This is a genomic window from Leclercia sp. W6, assembly GCF_003336345.1.
Classification (GTDB): domain Bacteria; phylum Pseudomonadota; class Gammaproteobacteria; order Enterobacterales; family Enterobacteriaceae; genus Enterobacter.
In genome coordinates this window covers 3442820-3464227 of sequence record NZ_CP031104.1, presented here as the reverse complement: position 1 = coordinate 3464227, position 21408 = coordinate 3442820, and the positions used below count along the sequence as shown (strand labels likewise).

Genomic DNA, 21408 nt, shown 5'->3' with positions numbered 1-21408 from the left:
CTCAGGCGTGAGCGTGACGCTGGCGCAGGTCGGTGGCAATGCGCGTCATCATCGGGTTATTGAGTCGGCACTTGCGGATCGCCAGCGCCAGCAGCAGATGAAAAAGGGCGGGCAGCAGGGTCTCCATGGCGGTAATGCCCTGTAATGAGGCGGGCGTCTGGTTGCCCGCGCCCGGCTGGTAGGCGACGAAAATAAACACCAGGCTGATGATCCCGGCGCTGGAAGCCCAGGCCAGCTTGATGAAAAAGAGGTTAAAGGCGAAGTTCATGCCGGAGGAGCGTACGCGAGTTTTCCACTCGCCGTAGTCGTCGGCAAAGGCCATCAGCGCGAAGTGCAGCGGCAGGGTAAAGCCGAGGATCACGCCGTTCGCCAGAATGACCACCAGCCACAGAGTCTGGTAAGCCGGGCCGCCGGGCAGGAACCACATCCCCACCGCCAGGGCTGCCAGCACCAGGTTGGTGTAGTAGTAGAGTTTGACGGTGTCGCTGCGACGCGACAGCAGGTTAACGATCACCGCGCCCAGAATAGAGGCAAAGGTCACCATCGTGAAGAAGAGCGAGGTGTAGGCGGTGCTCCCTTCCAGCACGTAAGTGATGAAATACATGTAGCCGCCGCCACGAATGTTGAAGATGTTAATCAGCAGGAAAGACATCACCAGCATCAGCAGCAGTTGGTCGTTGTTACGCAGACCGGCGAGATGCTCCTTAAGGGTAAATTTTCCCATCATCGCCAGCGGTACGCGCTCGCGAACCCAGAAGAAGCAGCACAGGAACATCACCACCGCAATGGCGCACAGCACACCCACGCCGAACTGATATCCCTGCGCCACGTTGCCCTGGCCGAGAAGTTCAACCAGCCACGGCAGGCCAACGGAGACCAGAAAACCGGCCACGCCGCACAGCACAAAACGCCATGACTGGCAGGAGAGCACTTCGCTGTGGCGGGTGGTCATGGTGTTGATCAGCGCGCAATAGGGCACGTTGATGGCGGTATAGCCCACCGAGAGCAGCAGATAGGTGCCGAAGGCCCAGGCGATTTTGACCCCCATGCCCGCGTCCGGCACGGTGAAGGTCAGGACGCCGATAATGCCAATCGGCAGGGCGACCCACAGTTGCCAGGGGCGAAAGCGTCCCCAGCGGCTCTGGGTACGGTCGGCGATGATCCCCATCACCGGGTCGGATATGGCGTCGAAGATGCGCAGGGCGATAAACAGCGTGCCGACCAGCGCCGGGGTTAAGCCAAAGACATCGGTATAGAAAAAAGTGAGAAAGTTCATGATCAAACAGGTGATCACCGTGCCGCCGGCATCACCCAGGCCGTAGCCTATTTTTTCTCGCACCGTCAGGCGATCGTTGATGGCCTGCTGGGCGATCTCTGTCTGTGTAATCGGGGTGGAAGTCATGAGGTAACTCCTCGGGTTATTGGATTTTTTATGTTGTTTTGCAGAGTACCTGACTAATTTTGCACTGTTCCCTGGGGGCAACAAGGGAAGGGAAAAGTATAAAAAGGTGAGGATTCCGACCTTGTTCGTAAAATGTGATTTTGATCGGGACGAATAACAAATAGCTGTTAATAATCAGTGATAAAGAGAAAGAATCTGCTAATAAATAGCGAGAAATTGAATAACCATGCTCGAATTATCCATAGCGCTTCCGATCAGAGTGCAGAATGGCGGCTATTTTATCTCCCGGGGCGTCGGGCGACATCCGGCGCGCAGGCTCGACTCCTGGGAGGTCATCTTTGTGGAAAAGGGGACATTAACGATCCAGGAGGATACGACGCTGTTTGAGGTCCATGCCGGAGAAAGTCTGCTCCTCTGGCCCCACCGCCGACACAAGGGGATTGAAGATTTTCCTGCCGATTTACGCTTTTACTGGCTGCATTTTGAAGTTGACGAGCAGGCCGCGCCGTCATCCCTGAGCACGCTGCTGTCGGTGCAGCAGCACGGCAAAACCGGCGATCCGCAGGCGATGATTGCCCTGTTCCGGCAATTTCTGACCGAACAGGAGAAGCTTCAGCGCAGCCCGGCGCTGGAATTTATTCTGCTGCTGATCCTGCAACAGCTCTCAGTCATGCCCGGGCAGGAGCTCGCCCCGGACGAAGCGGGCGTCAGCCTGGCGTGGAAGGCGCGGCAGCTGATCAGCACGCAGTTTCACCGGCCGCTCTCCACGTCGCAGCTTGCCCGGGAGCTGCACTGCAACGCCGATTATCTGGGGCGGGTGTTTCGTCGGGTCTTTCATCTGACGCTCACCGAGGCTATCCACCGTCAGCGCGTCCGGGCCGCGGAGAAGTTACTGCTTAATGATGCCGTGTCGCTCAAGGAGGTGGCGGTGCGCTGCGGGTTTAACGACACCGGATATTTCCGGCAAATTTTTCGTAAGCATACCGGGTTAACGCCCGGCGTCTGGAAGCGCCGCTACTGCAAGGAGCACATCAATTCCGCCTGAGCGCTGTGGCAAATGGCCAGTATTCGCGGCAGGGCGCACAAAAGTGACTTTTTGCCCGGTCTGATCAAAGCGCGTGCCCTGAACACTCTGGCAACCTGACTTTTTCAACAAGGATGGAGCAGGCGATGAACCCGTTTATTGTTGCGGACCCGGCGAAATGTATTGGCTGTCGCACCTGCGAAGTGGCCTGCGTGGTCTCGCACCAGGAGAACCAGAATTGTGCCGCTGTGACGGCAAAGACCTTTACCTCCCGCATCCGGGTGGTGAAAGGCGGGACGTTCACTACGGCGGTCACCTGCCACCAGTGTGAAGATGCCCCCTGCGCCAACGTCTGCCCGACGCAGGCGATCCAGCGTGAGCAGGGGGTCTGGCGGGTGGAGCAACAGCGCTGTATCGGCTGTAAAAGCTGCATGATTGCCTGCCCGTTCGGGGCGATGCAGGTGACGGGAGAGGCGGAAGCGGTGCAGGCGCTGAAGTGCGACCGTTGCGCGCACCGCGAAGGTGGACCCGCCTGCGTGGAGGCCTGTCCAACCCGCGCGTTAAGTTGCGTTGATCCTGCCAGATTACGTGCCGAACGGCTGCGTTATCTGGCATAAATCCTTACTGACCGTTTTCCCGCCAGGCGAGGTCGATCTCCTCGGCGAGGATCTTCACGCCCGCTTCGATTTTTTCCGGGTCCGGGACATAGTTCATGCGCATGCACTGGTGGGTATGCGGCCACGGCTTGTCCAGCCCCGGGAAGAAGTAATCCCCCGGCACCATCAGTACTCCGCGCTTTTTCAGACGCTGATAGAGCAGCTCGGTGGTGATCGGTAGATCCTTAAACCACAGCCAGAGGAAAATTGCCCCTTCGGGTTTGTGGATCAGACAGCGCTCTTCCGGGAGATAGCGGCGGATAGTCGCAATGGTCTCGTGTACGCGCTGATAATAGAAGGGCTTAATCACCTCGTTGGACAGGCGCAGCAGATCGTTGCGCTTAATCATCTCGCACATCATTGCCGGGCCGATCCCGCCAGGGGAGAGGCTGATGATGCCGTTCATGTTGGTGATGGCGGTGATGATTTTCTCATTGGCGATGATAATCCCGCAGCGGCTACCCGGCAGACCCAGCTTGGAGAGGCTCATGCACAGGACAATGTTCGGGTTCCACAGCGGACGCGCTTCGCTGAAGATAATGCCCGGGAAGGGCACCCCGTAGGCGTTATCAATCACCAGCGGAATGTCATGCTGGTTCGCCAGCGCATCCAGCTTAATCAGCTCTTCATCGGTGATGACGTTGCCGGTCGGGTTGGTGGGGCGCGAGACGCAGATCATCCCGGTCTCTTCGCCAATATGCAGATGCTCAAAATCGACGTGATATTTGAACTGGCCTTCCGGCAGTAGCTCGATGTTCGGGCGCGCGGCGACGAAAAGATCGTCCTCAAGGCCGGAGTCGGCATAACCGATGTACTCCGGCGTCAGCGGGAACAGCACTTTTTTGGTGGTGCCGTCGGCACGTCGTCCCGCGAAGAGGTTAAATAAGTAGAAAAACGCGCTCTGGCTGCCGTTTGTCAGAGCAATGTTCTGTGGATCAATCTCCCAGCCGAGGGTGTCGCGCAGCATCTCCGCGAGGGCAGCGAGCAGCTCGGTTTTGCCCTGCGGGCCGTCGTAATTGCACAGCGCATCTCTGGCTTTGCCATTTTCCAGCATGTCTGCGAGGAGCGTCTGAAAATAGGCGTTCATCTCGGGGATTTGTGCCGGGTTACCGCCGCCGAGCATGATGGCGCCCGGTGTGCGCAGCCCGTCGTTGAGATCCTCCATCAGGCGGGTGATGCCTGAATGGCGGGTGAATTTGTCGCCGAAAAGTGAAAAAGTCATAGCAGGTGATCTGTCGAGCGTGTTCTAAGTGTGGCTCACCATAACGCTACAACTGCGCAGGTGCAAATCAGCGTCGAAACGAAGATGTGTGACTTTATGTTGTTAGTTTGCCATCAGGCAGCAAGTTATCCTGCTTCCCTCTCCCGTGGGAGAGGGATTTTGCCCCTGCCGATCAGCGATTGCCCGCCCACACCACCATTACCTTGTCGCCCTGATGCTCGCGTACAAAGCCGTAGCCCTGAGGCAAGGTTAACGTGGTTTGTCTGCCTTCACCGATCGCTGGATGGCGGGCGCGGAACTGCCCGAGCCGCTGCCAGTGGGCGACGGTTGCAGCCTGCGCGCCGCTGATATCCTGCCAGTTCATGTCCGAGCGCGTGCCCTGTAAAGGATCGGAACCCGTCGGGCCGAACGGTCTTGCAGATTCATCGCCATAAAAGATCTGCACGCTGCCCGGCGCCAGCAACAGCAGCTCTGCCGCACGCTGGTCACCCTCGCGGAACAGACGGGTGTCATGGGAGGAGAGATAGCTCAGGACGTTAAAGCTCTGCAGCTTTTCCGCCATCTGCTGCCAGGTCAGGTCGATGTCGGCCAGGCAATCTACCGCTTTGGCTGCCTGCTCCTGGTAATCAAAATTGATCATCGCATCGAAGCCGTGACGGTAATAATCGCTCTGCATCACCCCGTGTCCCCAGGATTCACCGGTGATCCAGAACGGGGCATCGTCGAGTTTTTTCTCCGGGTTGGCCGCTTTCCATGCTTTAAGGGCATCGCTGGCCTGATCTTTCAATTGCTGCCAGCCCGCCAGCTCAACGTGCTTGGCGGTATCGACCCGGAAACCGTCGATACCGTATTCACGCACCCACTGACTCAGCCAGTGGGTGAGGTAATCCCGGGGCGTGTAACCGTCAATGGCCTTCGCCCGGGTGTCGGGCTTGTGGCGATAAAAATTCGGTAAGCCTGATGGAGTGGTCGATTCCGTTTTCAGGTCCGGCAGGAAGGCCAGCGACATGGTCAGATCGTCGAAGCCGGGGTTGTCGTAGTCACCAATGTCGGTACGTACCCACTTCTTGCCCCACCAGTTTTCCCAGCCCGCTTTATCGCTGAAGTTGATGTAGTCATTAAAGCTGTGCCAGCTCTGTCCGGTGCCCGGTTTCCAGTCGGTCCAGCGTTCGCCCAGGGTTTTCTTCAGCTCTTCCCCCTGCAGATAGAGCGAGCCGAACTGGTACTCCTGCATATCGGCCAGCGTCGCGTAACCGGTGTGGTTCATCACCACGTCAAAGAGGATGCGGATCCCCCGGCGATGGGCTTCATCCACCAGCTGACGTAAATCATCCTCCGTACCCATGTTGGCATCGAGCCGGGTCCAGTCCTGGGTGTAATAGCCGTGATAGGCGTAATGGGGGAAATCGCCTTTCGTTCCGCCGCCGACCCAGCCGTGGATCTGCTCCAGCGGGGAGCTGATCCACAGGGCGTTAACGCCGAGCTGTTGCAGATAATCCAGTTTGCTGGTGAGCCCTTTCAGGTCGCCGCCGTGGAAGGTGCCTATCTCCTGCATGCCATCTTTATGGCGCCCGTAGCTGTTGTCATTGGCCGGATCGCCATTCTCAAACCGGTCGGTGAGAACAAAATAGACGGTGGCGTTTTGCCAACTGAACGGGGCGGGCTTCTCCGTTTCTGCCCGCTCAAGTAACAGCAGGCCGTTGCTCCCCGGTGCGGGTTGCAGGGTAATTTTACCCTGCTGCACCGTCGCGGTCTGTTTGCTGTAAAAATCACGCACCACGCTCCCTTCCGGGAAGGTATTGCTGACATCGAGCGTCAACGGTTTGCCGTCCCATTTGGGACACTGGCGCACTACCGATGCCACCGCCTGTTCGCTGGCGCTGGCAACGGTCAACATCAGCGTTGGCGTGCCGGAGCGGGTATCAATTCGTGCCTGATAATCCCCGTCGCGGAAGACGCGCCACTGCGCCGGATCGCCTTCGCACGGCTTCAGTGACATCATCTCGTTGAGTTTTATGGCGTTAGTGGGTTGCCAGCACGCCTTGTCAAAACTCAACGTTAGCGGGCGGGTACCCTTCGTCAGCTTTGCCTGTGCCGTGAAGACGCCCGATCCTTCAGCGGTAAAGGCCGGAAAGCCGGGGGCGGACCAGTCGGCGCTGGCCAGTGCAGGCAAGAACAGAAGAGCAAGAGCAGAACGTTTCATACCATTTTCCTGTCACAGCATTTTGCTCAGTTTGCCATCTATTTTAGTGGGCAAACTCATCCCCTGGCGCTATCGCGCAGGGAGGAGCAAAGAGGGTGAGTGATCTCACGCTAAGTACGCTGTTTAACTGCGATATTGAGCACGTTTTCGCGAAAATGATGCTGAAACGCGCAGATTCCAGGTGACAGGGTTTCGGATTTGGACTATTTCTAAGGATGCTCTTCTCGTCTATTTTTGCTAGGATTTGAGATTCGCCTCTCAATTTTCGAAAAAAATAAGGTGTTGGAATGTTTCTATCCGACCAGGAGACCTAATGATATCGACTCCCATTCGACGATATGGGGCTGCGATACTCATGTTACTCACCACGGCATTTTCTGGTGGGGTGCTTGCAAAGACGCACACGGATACAACGAGTAAGAAAGCCCACGTCATAAAGACGACAACAAGTAGTAAGGTTAGCAGTAAACAAGAGTATTCTCGCAATAGTGCAAAGAGTAGTTCACTTCCTGATTTGCGAAAATACCCTTCCGGAACACCAAGGAAAAAAGCGTTTCTCCGGACGGTAATGCCTTACATCACAAGTCAAAATGCCGCGATTACGGCGGATCGTAACTGGCTTATTTCCAAGCAGTACGACAGCCGCTGGTCGCCGTCCGAGCGTGCGCGCCTGAAAGAGATAGCCAAAAACTATAAAGTGAGCTGGAACGGGAACACACGTCGTGTACCGTGGAACACCTTGCTTGAGCGTGTGGATATCATCCCAGGCAGCATGGTCGCAACGATGGCAGCAGCCGAAAGTGGCTGGGGTACCTCTAAGCTGGCCCGTAACAATAACAACCTGTTCGGCATGAAATGTGCGAAGGGTCGTTGTACTAATGCGCCGGGCAAAGTGAAAGGTTACTCGCAGTTTGAATCGGTAAAAGATTCCGTGAATGCGTATGTTGTTAACCTGAACACGCATCCGGCCTATAAATCCTTCCGTAAGTCGCGCGCGCAGCTGCGTAAAGCAGACCAGGAAGTGACGGCGAGCAATATGATCCACAAGCTGAAAGGTTACTCAACCCAGGGCCAACGCTATAACAACTATCTGTTTGCGATGTACCAGGATAACCAGCGCTTAATTGCCGCTCATATGTAATCTTAAAAAAAGGCCTTCCATCCGGAAGGCCTTTTTTATTTATATCAGTACTTCACTGTAGCGATCGCGATACTCTTTCGGCGTGGTGTCATACTCTTTTTTAAAGACCGAATAGAAATACTGCAACGACGGATAACCGCACATCTGCGAAATCTCATTAATGGAGAGCGAGGTCGAAATCAGCAGGCTTCGGGCTTTCTCCAGTTTTTCCGCATGGATAACCGCATGGATCGTCTCGCCCACCTCTTCTTTAAAGCGCTTCTCCAGATTTGAACGCGAAATCCCTACCGCATCCAGCACCTGATCCACTTTGATGCCTTTGCAGGCGTGGTTACGAATGTAGTGCATGGCCTGAATGACGGCCGGATCGTTCAGCGAGCGGTAATCCGTTGAGCGTCGCTCCACCACACGAACCGGTGGCACCAGCAGACGTTGCAGGGGAAGATTTTCGTTATCCAGCAGCCGGTGCAGCAGCTTGGCCGCCTGATAGCCCATCTGACGTGTTCCCTGCGCCACGGACGACAGCGCCACGCGTGACAGGTAGCGGGTGAGCTCTTCATTATCGATCCCGATGACGCACAGCTTTTCCGGCACCGGAATATGCAGATGTTCGCACACCTGCAGCACGTGCCGGGCGCGGGCATCGGTCACGGCGATAATGCCGGTCTGCGGCGGCAGGGTTTGCAGCCAGTCGGCGAGACGGTTCTGCGCGTGCTGCCAGTTTTCCGGGGCCGTTTCCAGCCCCTGATAAACCACGCCGCGATATTTCTCCTTTGCGACCAGCTGACAGAATGCGTATTCCCGTTCCGCCGCCCAACGTTTTCCGCTGGAGGTGGGCAGGCCATAAAAGGCGAAGCGGTGAACCCCTTTTTCTTTGAGATGGAGAAACGCGCTCTCTACCAGAGCGTGATTGTCGGTGGCGATATAGTGAACGGCAGGGTAGTGTTCCGGCTGGTGATAAGAGCCGCCGACGCCGACGATGGGCACATCGACATCGACCAGCAGTTGCTGGATAACGGCGTCGTCAAAATCCGCGATGACGCCGTCGCCCAGCCAGTCTTTGATATTTTCGATTCGCGTGCGGAAATCTTCTTCGATGAAAATATCCCACTCGGATTGCGACGCCTGCAAATATTCCCCAACGCCCTCGACGACCTGACGGTCATAAGCTTTGTTGGCATTGAATAACAACGTAATGCGGTGACGCTTCTCAAACATGGCGCTATTTTTCCAGTATCAGTGACAGATGAAAAGGCATCCTCAGGCGCGCCGTTTGGTAGCGGAATCCATCCATACCGCCAGCAATAAAATGGCACCCTTGACGATATACTGCCAGAATGTCGGGACGTCCATCATACTCATTCCGTTATCCAGCGACGCCATAATAAATGCCCCCATAACTGCCCCTGCGACGCTACCAACACCTCCGGCAAGACTTGTTCCGCCGATGACACAGGCGGCGATGGCATCGAGTTCGGCAATATTCCCGGCAGACGGCGAGCCCGCACCCAGACGCGAGCTTAAGATCAGGCCCGCTACGGCAACCATCAGGCCATTAATGGCAAAGACGGCAAGTTTGGTGCGTTCAACATTAATACCTGACAGACGTGCGGCCTCAAGGTTGCCGCCGATGGCATAAATACGCCGACCAAAGGCGGTGCGGGTTGCCATAAACATGCCTGCCAGTAATAACAGAACCAGTATCAGCACCGGCGTCGGGACGCCACGATAGTCGTTCAGCAGCCAGATTGCCCCCAGCACGATCACCGCCGTCAGCGCCTGACGCCCAACGACAGAGGTGGAAGGCGTTGTGGCTAACCCTAACGTCTGACGGCGCATTCTGCCGCGCCATTGCCAGGCAACAAACGCCATCAGGCCAATCGCGCCGAGGGTAAAACCCACTCCGCCGGAGAGATAGCTCTGCCCAATCTGCGACATGGAGGCGCTGGTGGGGGAGACGGTGGTGCCGTTGGTGATGCCAATCAGAATGCCACGGAAGGCCAGCATTCCCGCCAGCGTGACGATAAATGACGGTACTTTGCGGTAGGCCACCCACCAGCCGTTCCAGGTGCCGAGCAGCAAGCCGAGCAGCAGGGTGACCACGATAGTGAGCGGCAGTGGCCAGCCCAGCCAGACGTCGAAAATTGCCGCCACGCCCCCCAGCCGGCCCATCATCGAACCCACGGAGAGGTCGATTTCCGCGGAGATAATCACAAACACCATCCCCACCGCCAGAATGCCGGTAATGGCGGTCTGGCGCAGCAGGTTGGAGACGTTACGGGCGCTGAGGTACGAGCCGTCAGTCGTCCAGGTGAAGAACAGCATGATCGCCACGATAGCGGCAATCATGACAAACACCTGCAGGTTGAGCGCTTTTAGCCCGGAAAACAGACCCGGTGCGGGTGCCGTGGCTTTTAACTCAGAGGGGTTGCTTTTCGACATGGCGTTCGCTCCTTAGTGCGGCTTCCATCACCTGTTCCTGCGTCAGGTTCTGGTTTATCAGGTTGGCTTTCAGTTTTCCTTCGTGCATCACCAGTACCCGGTCACTCAGACCCAGCACTTCGGGAAGCTCCGAGGAGATCACAATCACGGCGATACCCTGCTGAACCAGCTGGTTGATCAGCTTGTAGATTTCATATTTCGCACCGATATCAATTCCGCGGGTGGGTTCATCGAGGATCAGGATGCGCGGGTTGAGCAACAGGCAGCGGGCGAGGATCGCCTTCTGCTGATTGCCCCCGCTCAGGCGGCCAATCGCCAACTCCGGGGAGGAAGTTTTGACTTTCAGCTGCTGTAAAGAGTGAAGAATGCAGTGCTGTTCCGCGGCATCATCCAGGCTGCTCAGCGTGCCGCTGAACTGATCTAACGCGGCAAGGGTGATATTTTTGCCCACCGCCATCACCGGTACGATGCCATCTTTTTTGCGATCTTCCGGCACCATCGCGATGCCGTGGGCGATGGCCTGCTGACAGTTTTTGATCTCTACCTGCTGCCCATCAATAAAGATGCTGCCCTCCCAGCGGCCAGGCCAGACGCCGAACAGACACTGCACGGCCTCGGTGCGCCCGGCGCCAACCAGCCCGGCCACCCCCAGGATCTCACCGCGATGCAGCGAAAAAGAGACGTCATTGACCCGTTTAATATGGCGATTCACCGGATGCCAGGCGGTAAGGTGCTCCACGCGCAGCACCTCTTCCCCGAGGGTGTGGGGTTCGTTTGGATAGAGCGCGGTGAGCTCACGGCCCACCATCATGGTAATGATGTCGTCCTCGCTCATCCCCTGCGCTTCCCGGGTGCCGATATGCTGCCCGTCGCGAATTACGCAGACCGTATCCGAAATGGCTTTCACTTCGTTGAGCTTGTGGGAAATATAAATGCAGGCAATCCCGTGGTTTTGCAGGTCACGAATGATGTCCAGCAATACCGCGGTTTCCTGTTCCGTCAGCGATGCTGTTGGTTCATCGAGGATCAGCAGACGCACCTGTTTGTTCAGGGCCTTGGCGATCTCCACGAGTTGTTGCTGTCCCAGACCTAAATCACCCACCCGGGTGTCGGGGGAGATCGTCAGACTGACCTGCGCCAGCAGCTTTTCGCAGCGCAAGGTCATGGTGTCGTAATCCAGGACGCCGTGGCGGGTTATCTCGGCGCCGAGGAAGATATTTTCCAGCACGGTCAGATGCTTCACCAGCGCCAGCTCCTGGTGAATGATGGCGATCCCTTTGCGCTCGGTGTCGCGGATGTGTGTGGCCTGCAGCGTTTCGCCGGAAAAGACAATTTCACCCTCGTAGCTGCCGTGAGGATAGATGCCGCACAGAACCTTCATTAAGGTGGATTTGCCCGAGCCATTTTCGCCGCATAACGACATGATCTCGCCGGGGTTTAAGCGCAGGCTGACGTTGTCGACGGCCTTCACCGCGCCAAACGCTTTGGTGATACTTTTCATTTCAAGTAAATAAGACATAACTGCTCCACATGACCCGAAGGAAAACAGTACAAGTCGATGTGCCCCCGCAAGCCGGGGGCGATGATGGATTACAGTTCGCTCTTTTTATGGAAACCGTCTTTCACAACGGTGGCGTCAATGTTCTCTTTATTGACTTCGATAGGGGTAAGCAGTCGGGAAGGCACATCTTTCAGGCCGTTGTTTAAGCTGGCATCCGCTTTAGGCTGTTGGCCATTGCCGAGCTCAACGGCAATTTCTGCGGCGGTGGTGGCAAGCTCGGTGATCGGCTTATATACCGTCATGGTCTGGGTACCTGCCACAATACGTTTCACCCCGGCAAGGTCCGCATCCTGCCCGGAGATCGCCACTTTTCCGGCCAGACCTTGGGCGCTGAGTGCCTGAATCGCGCCGCCTGCGGTCGCATCGTTAGAGGCCACCACGGCATCGATTTTGTTATTATTGGCGGTGAGGGCGTTTTCCATAATTTTTAACGCGTTTTCAGGTAACCAGCCGTCCGCCCACTGATCGCCAACGATCTTGATTTTGCCTTCATCAATATAGGGCTTCAGCACCTTCATCTGCCCGGCGCGGAAGAGTTTGGCGTTGTTGTCCACCGGGGAGCCGCCCATCAGGAAGTAATTGCCTTGTGGGACTTTGGCGACCAGGCTTTGCGCCTGTAATTCGCCGACCTTTTCATTGTCGAAGGAAATATAATAATCAATGTCCGCATTATTAATCATGCGGTCGTAGGCCAGCACTTTAATCCCTTCGCGCTTGGCTTCTTTTACCACGTTACTTAAAACCTGACCGTTATAAGGAATAATAACCAGCACATCGACGCCGCGGTTTATCATATTTTCGATTTGCGACATTTGCGTTTCTTCATTGCCATTGGCAGACTGGACGAAAACTTTCGCACCTAATGCTTCTGCCTTATTGACAAAAATATCGCGATCTTTTTGCCAGCGCTCCAGACGGAGGTCATCAATCGCCATGCCGATTTTGACTTCTTTTGCATGACTCGCCGTACTCGCCAGCAGCAGCGATGCACAAAGAGTGAGGCACAGGTTCTTTATCTTCATAATTGTATTGCCTTTTGTAGGGTTAGGTTGCTGAGATAAAAGAAACAATCATTGCAAGAGACGTAGCAAATTCTTAACGGGGAATGGCAGGCTGGCAATTACAGATTTTTATCTTCTCGTTATGATATTTGGTTTATTTTCGAATTTATGACCGCGATCGAATTTTAAATTCTATAAGCTCTTAATTACACGTGATTATGGAATTTGTGCTGTGAAATTTGTTTGTCTGCAAATTGATTTTGCGAGCCAGCGCACGTTTGTGCATTCTCTCAATAGCAGTGTGAAATAACGTAATTGAGCAACCTGCGATCCCTATTCAGTATTACTCCAGTATCAACTCTTTGCTGTATCCCTGATTATGGAGCTCACTATGCAAGCTTATTTCGATCAACTCGATCGCGTTCGTTATGAAGGTCCGAAATCCTCAAATCCTTTAGCGTTTCGTCATTACAACCCGGACGAGCTGGTGCTGGGTAAGCGCATGGAAGATCACCTGCGTTTTGCTGCCTGCTACTGGCACACCTTCTGCTGGAACGGTGCCGATATGTTTGGCGTGGGCTCATTCGATCGTCCGTGGCAGCAGCCAGGCGAAGCGCTGGAGCTGGCAAAACGCAAAGCGGATGTCGCCTTTGAGTTCTTCCACAAGCTGAATGTCCCTTATTACTGCTTCCACGATGTGGACGTTTCACCGGAAGGCGCATCGCTGAAAGAGTATCTGAATAACTTTGCGCAGATGGTCGATGTGCTGGCCGAAAAACAGCAGCAGAGCGGCGTGAAGCTGCTGTGGGGCACCGCCAACTGCTTTACCCATCCGCGCTATGGCGCAGGTGCTGCCACCAACCCGGACCCGGAAGTCTTTAGCTGGGCGGCCACGCAGGTGGTGACGGCAATGAATGCTACCCATAAGCTGGGCGGTGAAAATTATGTGCTGTGGGGCGGGCGTGAAGGCTACGAAACGCTGCTCAATACCGACTTACGTCAGGAGCGCGAGCAGATTGGCCGCTTCATGCAGATGGTGGTCGAGCATAAACACAAAATCGGCTTCCAGGGTACGCTGCTGATTGAGCCAAAACCGCAGGAGCCGACCAAGCATCAGTACGACTACGACGTGGCGACGGTCTACGGCTTCCTGAAGCAGTTCGGACTGGAAAAAGAGATCAAGGTGAATATCGAAGCCAACCACGCGACGCTGGCGGGTCACTCGTTCCATCACGAGATCGCCTCCGCTATCGCGCTGGGCATTTTCGGCTCCGTAGATGCCAACCGCGGCGATCCGCAGCTCGGCTGGGATACCGACCAGTTCCCGGTCAGCGTGGAAGAAAACGCGCTGGTGATGTACGAAATTATCAAAGCGGGTGGCTTCACCACCGGCGGCCTGAACTTTGACGCCAAAGTGCGCCGTCAGAGCACCGATAAATACGATCTCTTCTATGGCCATATCGGGGCGATGGATACCATGGCGCTGTCGTTGAAAGTGGCTGCCCGCATGATTGAAGATGGTGAGCTGGATAAGCGCGTGGCGAAACGTTATGGCGGCTGGAACAGTGAGCTGGGTCAGCAAATTTTGAAAGGCCAGTTATCACTGACCGAACTGGCGAAGTACGCTGAACAGCATAACCTGGCACCGCAGCACCAGAGCGGTCATCAGGAATTGCTGGAAAATCTGGTGAATCATTATCTGTTTGATAAGTAACCGGGTATTGCTGGGCAGCGCGACGCTAGCCCGGCTTACGGTTAGCCCAGGCCCGGAACCGCTGCAAGCGTCCGGGCATTTCTGTTAAAGGAGTCACCGCAATGTATATCGGGATCGATCTTGGCACATCGGGTGTGAAAGCCATTCTGTTAAATGAACAGGGCGACGTGCTAGCAACGCAAACAGAAAAACTGCACGTTTCACGGCCACACCCGCTCTGGTCTGAACAGGATCCTGAAGCCTGGTGGCTGGCCACGGATCGCGCCCTGAAAGCGCTTGGCGAGCAACACTCTCTGCGCGAGGTAAAAGCGCTGGGCATTGCCGGACAGATGCATGGCGCCACGCTGCTGGATAAGGATAACCGCGTTTTGCGCCCGGCGATTTTATGGAACGATGGCCGCTGCGGTGAAGAGTGCGCCCTGCTGGAAGAGCGTGTCCCGGCCTCGCGGGAGATCACCGGCAACCTGATGATGCCGGGCTTTACCGCCCCGAAACTGCTGTGGGTGCAGCGCCATGAACCCGAAATTTTTAGCCAGGTGGCGAAGGTACTGCTGCCGAAAGATTATCTGCGGTTGCGCATGACCGGAGAGTACGCCAGCGATATGTCTGATGCCGCTGGCACTATGTGGCTCGACGTGGCAAAGCGTGACTGGAGCGAGACGATGCTCGAAGCCTGCCATCTCACCCGCGACCATATGCCTGCGCTGTTTGAAGGCTGTGAGCAGACGGGCACGCTGCTGCCGTCGGTGGCGCAGCAGTGGAATATGCCGGCTGTTCCGGTCGTGGCGGGGGGCGGGGATAACGCCGCCGGCGCGGTTGGCGTCGGCATGGCCGATGCCGGGCAGGCGATGCTGTCGCTGGGCACCTCCGGCGTTTACTTCGCCGTGAGCGACGGCTATCGCAGTAATCCTGACAGCGCAGTGCACAGTTTCTGCCATGCGCTGCCCGGAAAATGGCATCTGATGTCGGTAATGCTCAGTGCGGCCTCCTGTCTGGACTGGGCGGCGAAACTGACCGGATTAGAGAGCGTGCCGGCTCTGCTCGATGCCGCGCAGCAGGCGGATGAAAACGCCGATACCGTCTGGTTCCTGCCCTATCTGTCCGGCGAGCGCACGCCGCATAACAACCCCCAGGCGAAAGGGGTGTTCTTTGGCTTAACCCATCAACACGGCCCGGCTGAACTGGCGCGTGCGGTGCTGGAAGGGGTGGGCTATGCGCTGGCCGATGGGATGGATGTGGTGCATGAGTGCGGACTCAAACCGACCAGCATTACGCTGATTGGCGGGGGAGCACGTAGCCCTTACTGGCGCCAGATGCTGGCGGATATCAGCGGACAGCAGCTCGATTACCGTACCGGTGGGGATGTCGGGCCTGCGCTGGGTGCGGCGCGGCTGGCGCAAATTGCAATGAATCCGGGCAAGCCGCTGGCGTCGCTGTTGCCACAGCTGGCGCTTGAACAGCAGCACACCCCGGACCCCGATCGTCATGCCCGCTATGCCGGGCGTCGCGACGTGTTCCGCAAAATCTATCAGCAGCTTCTGCCACTGATGTCGTGAAACAGCGCCGGGTGGCGGCTTCGCCTAACCCGGCCTGCAATCGCTATATTTTAAATGATTGATTCTAAATAATTATTTATTTGTATGGTTTTTTTCCGAATTCATACTTCTCCGTGCCCTTCATTACAGTGGATCGCAAGACTTCATCCATAATGCCTCGTTTAGTTCCCTGGTGAGGTTTACGTGAAAATGGAAAGAGACGTGACGAATAGCTCCCCTGCTTTTAATGCCGTATCCTGGCTTGCCCTTCTTGGTGGGATCATTAGCTATCTGGTTGGTTTATGGAATGCGGATATGCAGCTCAATGAGAAAGGATATTACTTTGCGGTCATTATCCTGGGCTTGTTTTCTGCAGCCTCTTATCAGAAAACCGTTCGTGACAAATATGAAGGGATCCCGACGACGTCGCTCTACTATATGACGTGCCTGACGGCATTTATTATCGCCGTCGCGCTTTTAGTGGTGGGTTTGTGGAATGCCACTCTGTTGCTAAGTGAGAAGGGCTTTTATGGTCTAGCGTTCTTCTTAAGCTTATTTGGTGCGGTGGCAGTGCAAAAAAACGTGCGGGACAGTGCGGCGCACACTTCGTCTGATACGATCGCAGAACAGAAAGAGATCGTCTGAAAAAGCGCCCGGTGGCGTTTCGTTTGCACAGCCTTGTAGGCCCGTGCAAGCGAAGCGCCGCCAGGCAAACAAGCATCACTCAGCTCACAAACCTGCGCGTATCAATGCGCTGCAGTAGCATCGACAGCAACAGACTGACCGCCACCGTTATGGAGAAGATCCAGACGATATCCAGCAGCGGCCAGCTCTTTAACTCCACACCTCGCGTGCGCAGGGCGTGGATCACCAGCGCGTGAAAACCGTAGATCCCAAGCGAGTTCCGTGAAATTAACCCCAGCAGCGGCAGGGGGCGCGCATGGAGCGTGTTTTTCACCAGGGTAAATAACGAAACCGCGCAGATAAAGACCATCGGGCCGCAGTAAAGATACCAGGTATCGGCGAAAGTGCCGCGCCACTGCAGCTCATGCAGCGTACCGCGGGAGATTATCGCCACCGCGGCAATAAACAGGGCGGCACAAAGGGCATTCAGCCAGCGTTTGCGGGTATCCATCATTCCCAGGGCGCGGCCCAGCATGCCGTATAGCACGTAATAGAAGGTGTCGCCGTTGATATAGAGATTGATGGGCAGCCATTCAAACCCGCCCATTTTTTGCGAGACCGTATTGGGGTTCGCCACGATGCCAATCACGACCATCAGCGCCAACAGCATTTTGCCGCTCGTGCTTTTCACCTGCACCAGCGGGGAGAGCAGATAAATCACGATAATGGCGAAGAAAAACCACAGGTGATAGAAGACCGGCTTTTGCAGCAGGTATTTCAGCGACAGCTCGCTGTTGATCGAGGTAAAGAGCACGATATAGAGGAACGCCACGGTGCTGTAAAACAGCAGGCACAGACCGATGCGTAAAAAGTGGCGCGGTTGCGCGCTGCGTTCGCCAAAAAAGAGATAGCCGGAGATCATGAAAAAGAGCGGCACGCTCACCCGCGAGGCGGAGTTGAGCACGTTGGCGACATCCCAGTTTATAAGACTGACGGCGGGGGCGTTGGTGATATACCAGGTGGTGGTATGGATCATCACCACCATCAAACAGGCGATTCCCCGCAAATTATCAATCCAGTTAATTTTTTTCTGCATCCATCCCTCTGTTTAAACATTAAAAAGAGTCTGACTGTGATATTGATTCAGACGCTCGTTGGAAAATTCTGAGTTTGCATCGTCCTGCTTGTGCCGGGGCGGTGAGATTCGCAGAATGCCGGGCCATAATCTATAAAGTTTAGAGTTTAAAAATAACAGCCACAGCAGAGGGCGGTAATATAAATGATGATGCGTGCGATATGGCTTTTGCTACCCGCGCTACTGGCCAGCTGCGCGGCTCAGGAGACCTCCCCGGCGCAAAAAGCGCAAACCCAAAAGGTCAGCCCGGAGCGTTCCCTGGATATGGAACAGCTGTGTAAGGATCGGGCGGCCCAGCGCTATAATACCGGCGCGCAAAAAATCGACGTCACCGCCTTTGAGCAGTTTCAGGGCAGCTATGAGATGCAGGGCTTCACTGCCCGCAATGAGAGTTTCATCTGTTCTTTTGACGCAGATGGCCATTTTTTACACCTTTCGATGCGTTGAGATAGCCGCTTAATACGCTGGCTGCGCCTGCAGGGTGCTGTCAGCTATGCTTATTTCCCAATTTTCCCTAAACAACCCCGTTTCGTACTGTATATCTTGCACTCAGCGGGTATACTGAACCCTTCCATTTAAAACCACACGTATCCAGCACGAAATACTATGCAAAAGTTTGATACTAAGACCTTCCAGGGCCTGATCCTGACCTTACAGGATTACTGGGCTCGCCAGGGCTGCACCATTGTTCAACCTTTGGACATGGAAGTGGGCGCCGGCACTTCACACCCGATGACCAGCCTGCGTGCACTGGGGCCAGAGCCGATGGCTACCGCCTATGTACAGCCATCCCGCCGCCCGACCGATGGTCGCTACGGTGAAAACCCGAACCGTTTACAGCATTACTATCAGTTCCAGGTGGTGATTAAGCCATCGCCAGACAACATTCAGGAACTGTATCTCGGGTCGCTGAAAGAGCTGGGTATGGATCCGACCATTCATGACATTCGTTTCGTGGAAGATAACTGGGAAAACCCAACGCTGGGTGCCTGGGGTCTGGGTTGGGAAGTGTGGCTGAACGGAATGGAAGTGACGCAGTTCACCTACTTCCAGCAGGTTGGCGGTCTGGAATGTAAACCGATCACCGGTGAAATCACCTACGGTCTGGAACGTCTGGCCATGTATATTCAGGGCGTAGACAGCGTTTACGACCTGGTCTGGAGCGACGGCCCGCTGGGTAAAACCACCTACGGCGACGTGTTCCATCAGAACGAAGTGGAACAATCCACCTATAACTTTGAATACGCGGACGTGGACTTCCTGTTCACCTGCTTCGAGCAGTACGAGAAAGAAGCCCAGCAGCTGCTGGCGCTGGAGACTCCGCTGCCGCTGCCTGCCTACGAGCGTATTCTGAAGGCCGCCCACAGCTTCAACCTGCTGGACGCCCGTAAAGCGATCTCCGTGACTGAACGTCAGCGCTACATTCTGCGTATTCGTACCCTGACCAAAGCCGTTGCAGAAGCTTACTATGCGTCCCGTGAAGCCCTTGGCTTCCCGATGTGCAACCGAAACAAATAAGAGGCGGCCATGTCTGAGAAAACTTTCCTGGTGGAAATTGGCACCGAAGAGCTGCCACCAAAAGCCCTGCGCAGCCTGGCTGAATCTTTCGCTGCGAACGTGACTGCTGAGCTGGATAACGCTGGCCTGGCGCACGGTAAAATTGAGTGGTTTGCTGCTCCGCGTCGTCTGGCGCTGAAAGTGGCTAACCTGGCGGCGTCTCAGCCCGATCGCGAAGTTGAAAAGCGCGGCCCGGCGATTGCCCAGGCGTTCGACGCCGAAGGCAAACCGAGCAAAGCAGCAGAAGGCTGGGCGCGTGGTTGCGGCATCACCGTTGACCAGGCCGAGCGTCTGACCACCGACAAAGGCGAATGGCTGCTCTATCGCGCCCACGTGAAAGGCGAGAGCGCAGAAGCGCTGCTGCCAAACATGATTGCCACCTCGCTGGCGAAGCTGCCAATTCCAAAACTGATGCGCTGGGGTGCAAGCGACGTGCACTTCGTGCGTCCGGTTCACACCGTGACCCTGCTGCTGGGTGATACCGTGATTCCTGCCACCATTCTGGGTGTTGCGTCCGATCGCGTGATCCGCGGCCACCGCTTTATGGGCGAGCCGGAGTTCACCATCGACAACGCCGATCAGTACCCTGAAATCCTGCTGGAACGCGGTAAAGTCATTGCTGACTACGAACAGCGTAAAGCCAAAATTAAAGCCGATGCGGAAGAAGCGGCCCGCCAGATTGGCGGTAAAGCCGATCTGAGCGACAGCCTGCTGGAAGAAGTGACCTCCCTGGTAGAATGGCCGGTTGTGCTGACCGCGAAGTTCGAAGAGAAATTCCTCGCGGTTCCGGCAGAAGCGCTGGTTCACACCATGAAGGGCGACCAGAAGTACTTCCCGGTCTATGCCAACGACGGCAAGCTGCTGCCAAACTTCATCTTCGTGGCGAACATCGAATCGAAAGATCCGGTGCAGATCATCTCCGGTAACGAGAAAGTGGTGCGCCCGCGTCTGGCGGATGCGGAGTTCTTCTTCAATACCGACCGTAAAAAGCGTCTGGAAGATCACCTTCCGCGCCTGCAAACCGTGCTGTTCCAGCAGCAGTTGGGTACCCTGCGCGACAAGACCGACCGTATCGCAGAGCTGGCCGGCTGGATCGCCCGTGAAATCGGTGCGGACGTTAATCACGCTACCCGCGCCGGTCTGCTCTCCAAGTGCGACCTGATGACCAACATGGTGTTTGAATTTACCGACACCCAGGGCGTGATGGGCATGCACTACGCGCGTCACGATGGCGAAGCGGAAGATGTGGCCGTGGCCCTGAACGAGCAGTATCAGCCGCGCTTTGCCGGTGACGATCTGCCGTCCAACCCGGTAGCCTGTGCCGTGGCGATTGCCGACAAGATGGACACCCTGGCGGGTATCTTCGGTATCGGTCAGCATCCGAAAGGGGATAAAGACCCGTTCGCGCTGCGTCGTGCTGCGCTGGGCGTGCTGCGCATCATCGTTGAGAAGAACCTCAACCTCGATCTGCAGACCCTGACGGAAGAAGCGGTGCGTCTGTACGGCGACAAGCTGACCAACGCCAACGTGGTGGATGAGGTTATCGACTTTATGCTGGGCCGTTTCCGCGCCTGGTATCAGGACGAAGGCTACAGCGTGGACACTATTCAGGCAGTGCTGTCGCGTCGTCCAACCCGTCCGGCCGATTTCGATGCCCGTATGAAGGCGGTCTCCCACTTCCGTACTCTGGAAGCGGCATCGGCGCTGGCTGCGGCCAACAAGCGTGTCTCCAACATCCTGGCGAAGTCCGATGAAAAGCTGAACGAGCGCGTAAACGCCGCGACGCTGAAAGAGCCGGAAGAAATCGCCCTTGCGATGCAGGTTGTGGTGCTGCGCGACAAGCTGGAGCCGGCCTTCGCGGAAGGTCGCTACCAGGAAGCGCTGGTGGAACTGGCTGAACTGCGCGACGTTATCGACGCCTTCTTCGAGAAAGTGATGGTGAACGTAGAGGATAAAGATCTGCGTATCAACCGCCTGACCATGCTCGAAAAACTGCGCGAGCTGTTCCTGCGCGTGGCGGATATTTCTCTGCTGCAGTAAGGGGCTTTTGCCCGGCGGCGCTACGCTTGCTAAAAAACCCGCTTCGGCGGGTTTTTTTATGGCGTGCCGTTGAAAATTTAACCTTGAAACCCTGAACAAAAACCGGCTATCCTTTCTTCGGTTACTTTTCTCCCTCTGGAGCGCCCCCCAA

Annotated in this window: 17 protein-coding genes; 9 read left to right on the top strand and 8 right to left on the bottom strand. The window is 55.9% G+C overall.

The annotated features are described in order from the left end of the window. Position 1 precedes the first annotated feature (1 nt). Complete coding sequence (locus tag DVA43_RS16860; RefSeq protein WP_114316206.1) at positions 2-1402, bottom strand: MFS transporter; 1401 nt, start codon at positions 1400-1402, stop codon at positions 2-4. Positions 1403-1628: 226 nt separating this feature from the next. On the opposite strand from DVA43_RS16860, the gene DVA43_RS16855 reads away from it, so the two are divergent. Both DVA43_RS16855 and DVA43_RS16850 read left to right on the top strand, forming a co-directional pair. Beyond that, on the top strand, positions 1629-2447 hold the full coding sequence (locus tag DVA43_RS16855) for a helix-turn-helix domain-containing protein (protein ID WP_114316205.1): 819 nt from the start codon (positions 1629-1631) through the stop codon (positions 2445-2447). 125 nt (positions 2448-2572) lie between these two features. After that, positions 2573-3043, top strand: coding sequence for a 4Fe-4S dicluster domain-containing protein (locus DVA43_RS16850; RefSeq protein ID WP_103824345.1), 471 nt, complete (start codon positions 2573-2575; stop codon positions 3041-3043). Positions 3044-3047: 4 nt separating this feature from the next. On the opposite strand, the gene avtA is transcribed toward DVA43_RS16850, so the two are convergent. Both avtA and DVA43_RS16840 read right to left on the bottom strand, forming a co-directional pair. Beyond that, positions 3048-4304 (bottom strand): valine--pyruvate transaminase, encoded by a 1257-nt coding sequence (avtA, locus tag DVA43_RS16845; RefSeq protein ID WP_114316204.1) that lies wholly within the window; start codon positions 4302-4304, stop codon positions 3048-3050. Between the two features lie 172 nt (positions 4305-4476). Beyond that, the gene (locus DVA43_RS16840) at positions 4477-6507 is read right to left on the bottom strand and encodes an alpha-amylase (RefSeq protein WP_114316203.1); all 2031 of its coding nucleotides are present in this window, start codon (positions 6505-6507) and stop codon (positions 4477-4479) included. A gap of 313 nt (positions 6508-6820) precedes the next feature. Here DVA43_RS16840 and DVA43_RS16830 point away from each other — a divergent pair, with 313 nt between their 5' ends. Next, positions 6821-7648: a protein bax gene (locus DVA43_RS16830; RefSeq protein WP_114316202.1), complete on the top strand. Its 828-nt coding sequence runs from the start codon at positions 6821-6823 to the stop codon at positions 7646-7648. A 39-nt stretch (positions 7649-7687) separates the two neighbouring features. Here DVA43_RS16830 and xylR read toward each other — a convergent pair whose 3' ends face one another. The 4 genes from xylR to xylF form a co-directional block, all read right to left on the bottom strand. Beyond that, positions 7688-8866: a D-xylose utilization transcriptional activator XylR gene (gene xylR / locus DVA43_RS16825; RefSeq protein WP_103177765.1), complete on the bottom strand. Its 1179-nt coding sequence runs from the start codon at positions 8864-8866 to the stop codon at positions 7688-7690. Positions 8867-8908: 42 nt separating this feature from the next. Continuing rightward, a complete protein-coding gene (gene xylH / locus DVA43_RS16820) occupies positions 8909-10090 on the bottom strand; it encodes a xylose ABC transporter permease XylH (protein WP_114316201.1) in 1182 nt (393 codons plus the stop codon). After that, on the bottom strand, positions 10068-11609 hold the full coding sequence (locus DVA43_RS16815) for a xylose ABC transporter ATP-binding protein (protein WP_114316200.1): 1542 nt from the start codon (positions 11607-11609) through the stop codon (positions 10068-10070). Before DVA43_RS16815 ends, xylH begins: the two co-directional genes overlap by 23 nt. A gap of 71 nt (positions 11610-11680) precedes the next feature. After that, positions 11681-12673: a D-xylose ABC transporter substrate-binding protein gene (gene xylF, locus DVA43_RS16810; RefSeq protein ID WP_103177768.1), complete on the bottom strand. Its 993-nt coding sequence runs from the start codon at positions 12671-12673 to the stop codon at positions 11681-11683. Positions 12674-13043: 370 nt separating this feature from the next. Between xylF and xylA the strand changes: the two genes are divergently transcribed. From xylA to yiaA, 3 genes are all read left to right on the top strand, one after another. After that, positions 13044-14366: a xylose isomerase gene (xylA, locus tag DVA43_RS16800; RefSeq protein WP_114316199.1), complete on the top strand. Its 1323-nt coding sequence runs from the start codon at positions 13044-13046 to the stop codon at positions 14364-14366. A gap of 101 nt (positions 14367-14467) precedes the next feature. Continuing rightward, a complete protein-coding gene (gene xylB / locus DVA43_RS16795) occupies positions 14468-15922 on the top strand; it encodes a xylulokinase (protein WP_114316198.1) in 1455 nt (484 codons plus the stop codon). A 189-nt stretch (positions 15923-16111) separates the two neighbouring features. Beyond that, positions 16112-16546, top strand: a complete 435-nt coding sequence (gene yiaA / locus DVA43_RS16790) for an inner membrane protein YiaA (RefSeq protein ID WP_103824353.1) — start codon at positions 16112-16114, stop codon at positions 16544-16546. A 79-nt stretch (positions 16547-16625) separates the two neighbouring features. Here the strand turns inward: yiaA and DVA43_RS16785 are convergent, their stop codons facing one another. After that, positions 16626-17621, bottom strand: a complete 996-nt coding sequence (locus DVA43_RS16785; protein ID WP_114316197.1) for an acyltransferase — start codon at positions 17619-17621, stop codon at positions 16626-16628. A 189-nt stretch (positions 17622-17810) separates the two neighbouring features. On the opposite strand from DVA43_RS16785, the gene DVA43_RS16780 reads away from it, so the two are divergent. From DVA43_RS16780 to glyS, 3 genes are all read left to right on the top strand, one after another. After that, a complete protein-coding gene (locus DVA43_RS16780) occupies positions 17811-18107 on the top strand; it encodes a YsaB family lipoprotein (protein ID WP_370463904.1) in 297 nt (98 codons plus the stop codon). A gap of 159 nt (positions 18108-18266) precedes the next feature. Next, the gene (gene glyQ / locus DVA43_RS16775; RefSeq protein WP_003860141.1) at positions 18267-19178 is read left to right on the top strand and encodes a glycine--tRNA ligase subunit alpha; all 912 of its coding nucleotides are present in this window, start codon (positions 18267-18269) and stop codon (positions 19176-19178) included. Between the two features lie 9 nt (positions 19179-19187). Beyond that, complete coding sequence (glyS, locus tag DVA43_RS16770) at positions 19188-21257, top strand: glycine--tRNA ligase subunit beta (protein WP_114316195.1); 2070 nt, start codon at positions 19188-19190, stop codon at positions 21255-21257. The last annotated feature ends 151 nt before the right edge of the window (positions 21258-21408 follow it).

Coding starts and splice junctions, on each gene's coding strand:
- DVA43_RS16850 (WP_103824345.1), top strand. CDS start 2,573: ATGAACCCGTTTATTGTTGCGGACCCGGCGAAATGTATTGGCTGTCGC.
- xylH (WP_114316201.1), bottom strand. CDS start 10,090: ATGTCGAAAAGCAACCCCTCTGAGTTAAAAGCCACGGCACCCGCACCG.
- DVA43_RS16830 (WP_114316202.1), top strand. CDS start 6,821: ATGATATCGACTCCCATTCGACGATATGGGGCTGCGATACTCATGTTA.
- avtA (WP_114316204.1), bottom strand. CDS start 4,304: ATGACTTTTTCACTTTTCGGCGACAAATTCACCCGCCATTCAGGCATC.
- DVA43_RS16780 (WP_370463904.1), top strand. CDS start 17,811: ATGCGTGCGATATGGCTTTTGCTACCCGCGCTACTGGCCAGCTGCGCG.
- DVA43_RS16855 (WP_114316205.1), top strand. CDS start 1,629: ATGCTCGAATTATCCATAGCGCTTCCGATCAGAGTGCAGAATGGCGGC.
- DVA43_RS16785 (WP_114316197.1), bottom strand. CDS start 17,621: ATGCAGAAAAAAATTAACTGGATTGATAATTTGCGGGGAATCGCCTGT.
- glyQ (WP_003860141.1), top strand. CDS start 18,267: ATGCAAAAGTTTGATACTAAGACCTTCCAGGGCCTGATCCTGACCTTA.
- xylB (WP_114316198.1), top strand. CDS start 14,468: ATGTATATCGGGATCGATCTTGGCACATCGGGTGTGAAAGCCATTCTG.
- xylF (WP_103177768.1), bottom strand. CDS start 12,673: ATGAAGATAAAGAACCTGTGCCTCACTCTTTGTGCATCGCTGCTGCTG.
- DVA43_RS16840 (WP_114316203.1), bottom strand. CDS start 6,507: ATGAAACGTTCTGCTCTTGCTCTTCTGTTCTTGCCTGCACTGGCCAGC.
- xylR (WP_103177765.1), bottom strand. CDS start 8,866: ATGTTTGAGAAGCGTCACCGCATTACGTTGTTATTCAATGCCAACAAA.
- glyS (WP_114316195.1), top strand. CDS start 19,188: ATGTCTGAGAAAACTTTCCTGGTGGAAATTGGCACCGAAGAGCTGCCA.
- DVA43_RS16815 (WP_114316200.1), bottom strand. CDS start 11,609: ATGTCTTATTTACTTGAAATGAAAAGTATCACCAAAGCGTTTGGCGCG.
- yiaA (WP_103824353.1), top strand. CDS start 16,112: ATGGAAAGAGACGTGACGAATAGCTCCCCTGCTTTTAATGCCGTATCC.
- DVA43_RS16860 (WP_114316206.1), bottom strand. CDS start 1,402: ATGACTTCCACCCCGATTACACAGACAGAGATCGCCCAGCAGGCCATC.
- xylA (WP_114316199.1), top strand. CDS start 13,044: ATGCAAGCTTATTTCGATCAACTCGATCGCGTTCGTTATGAAGGTCCG.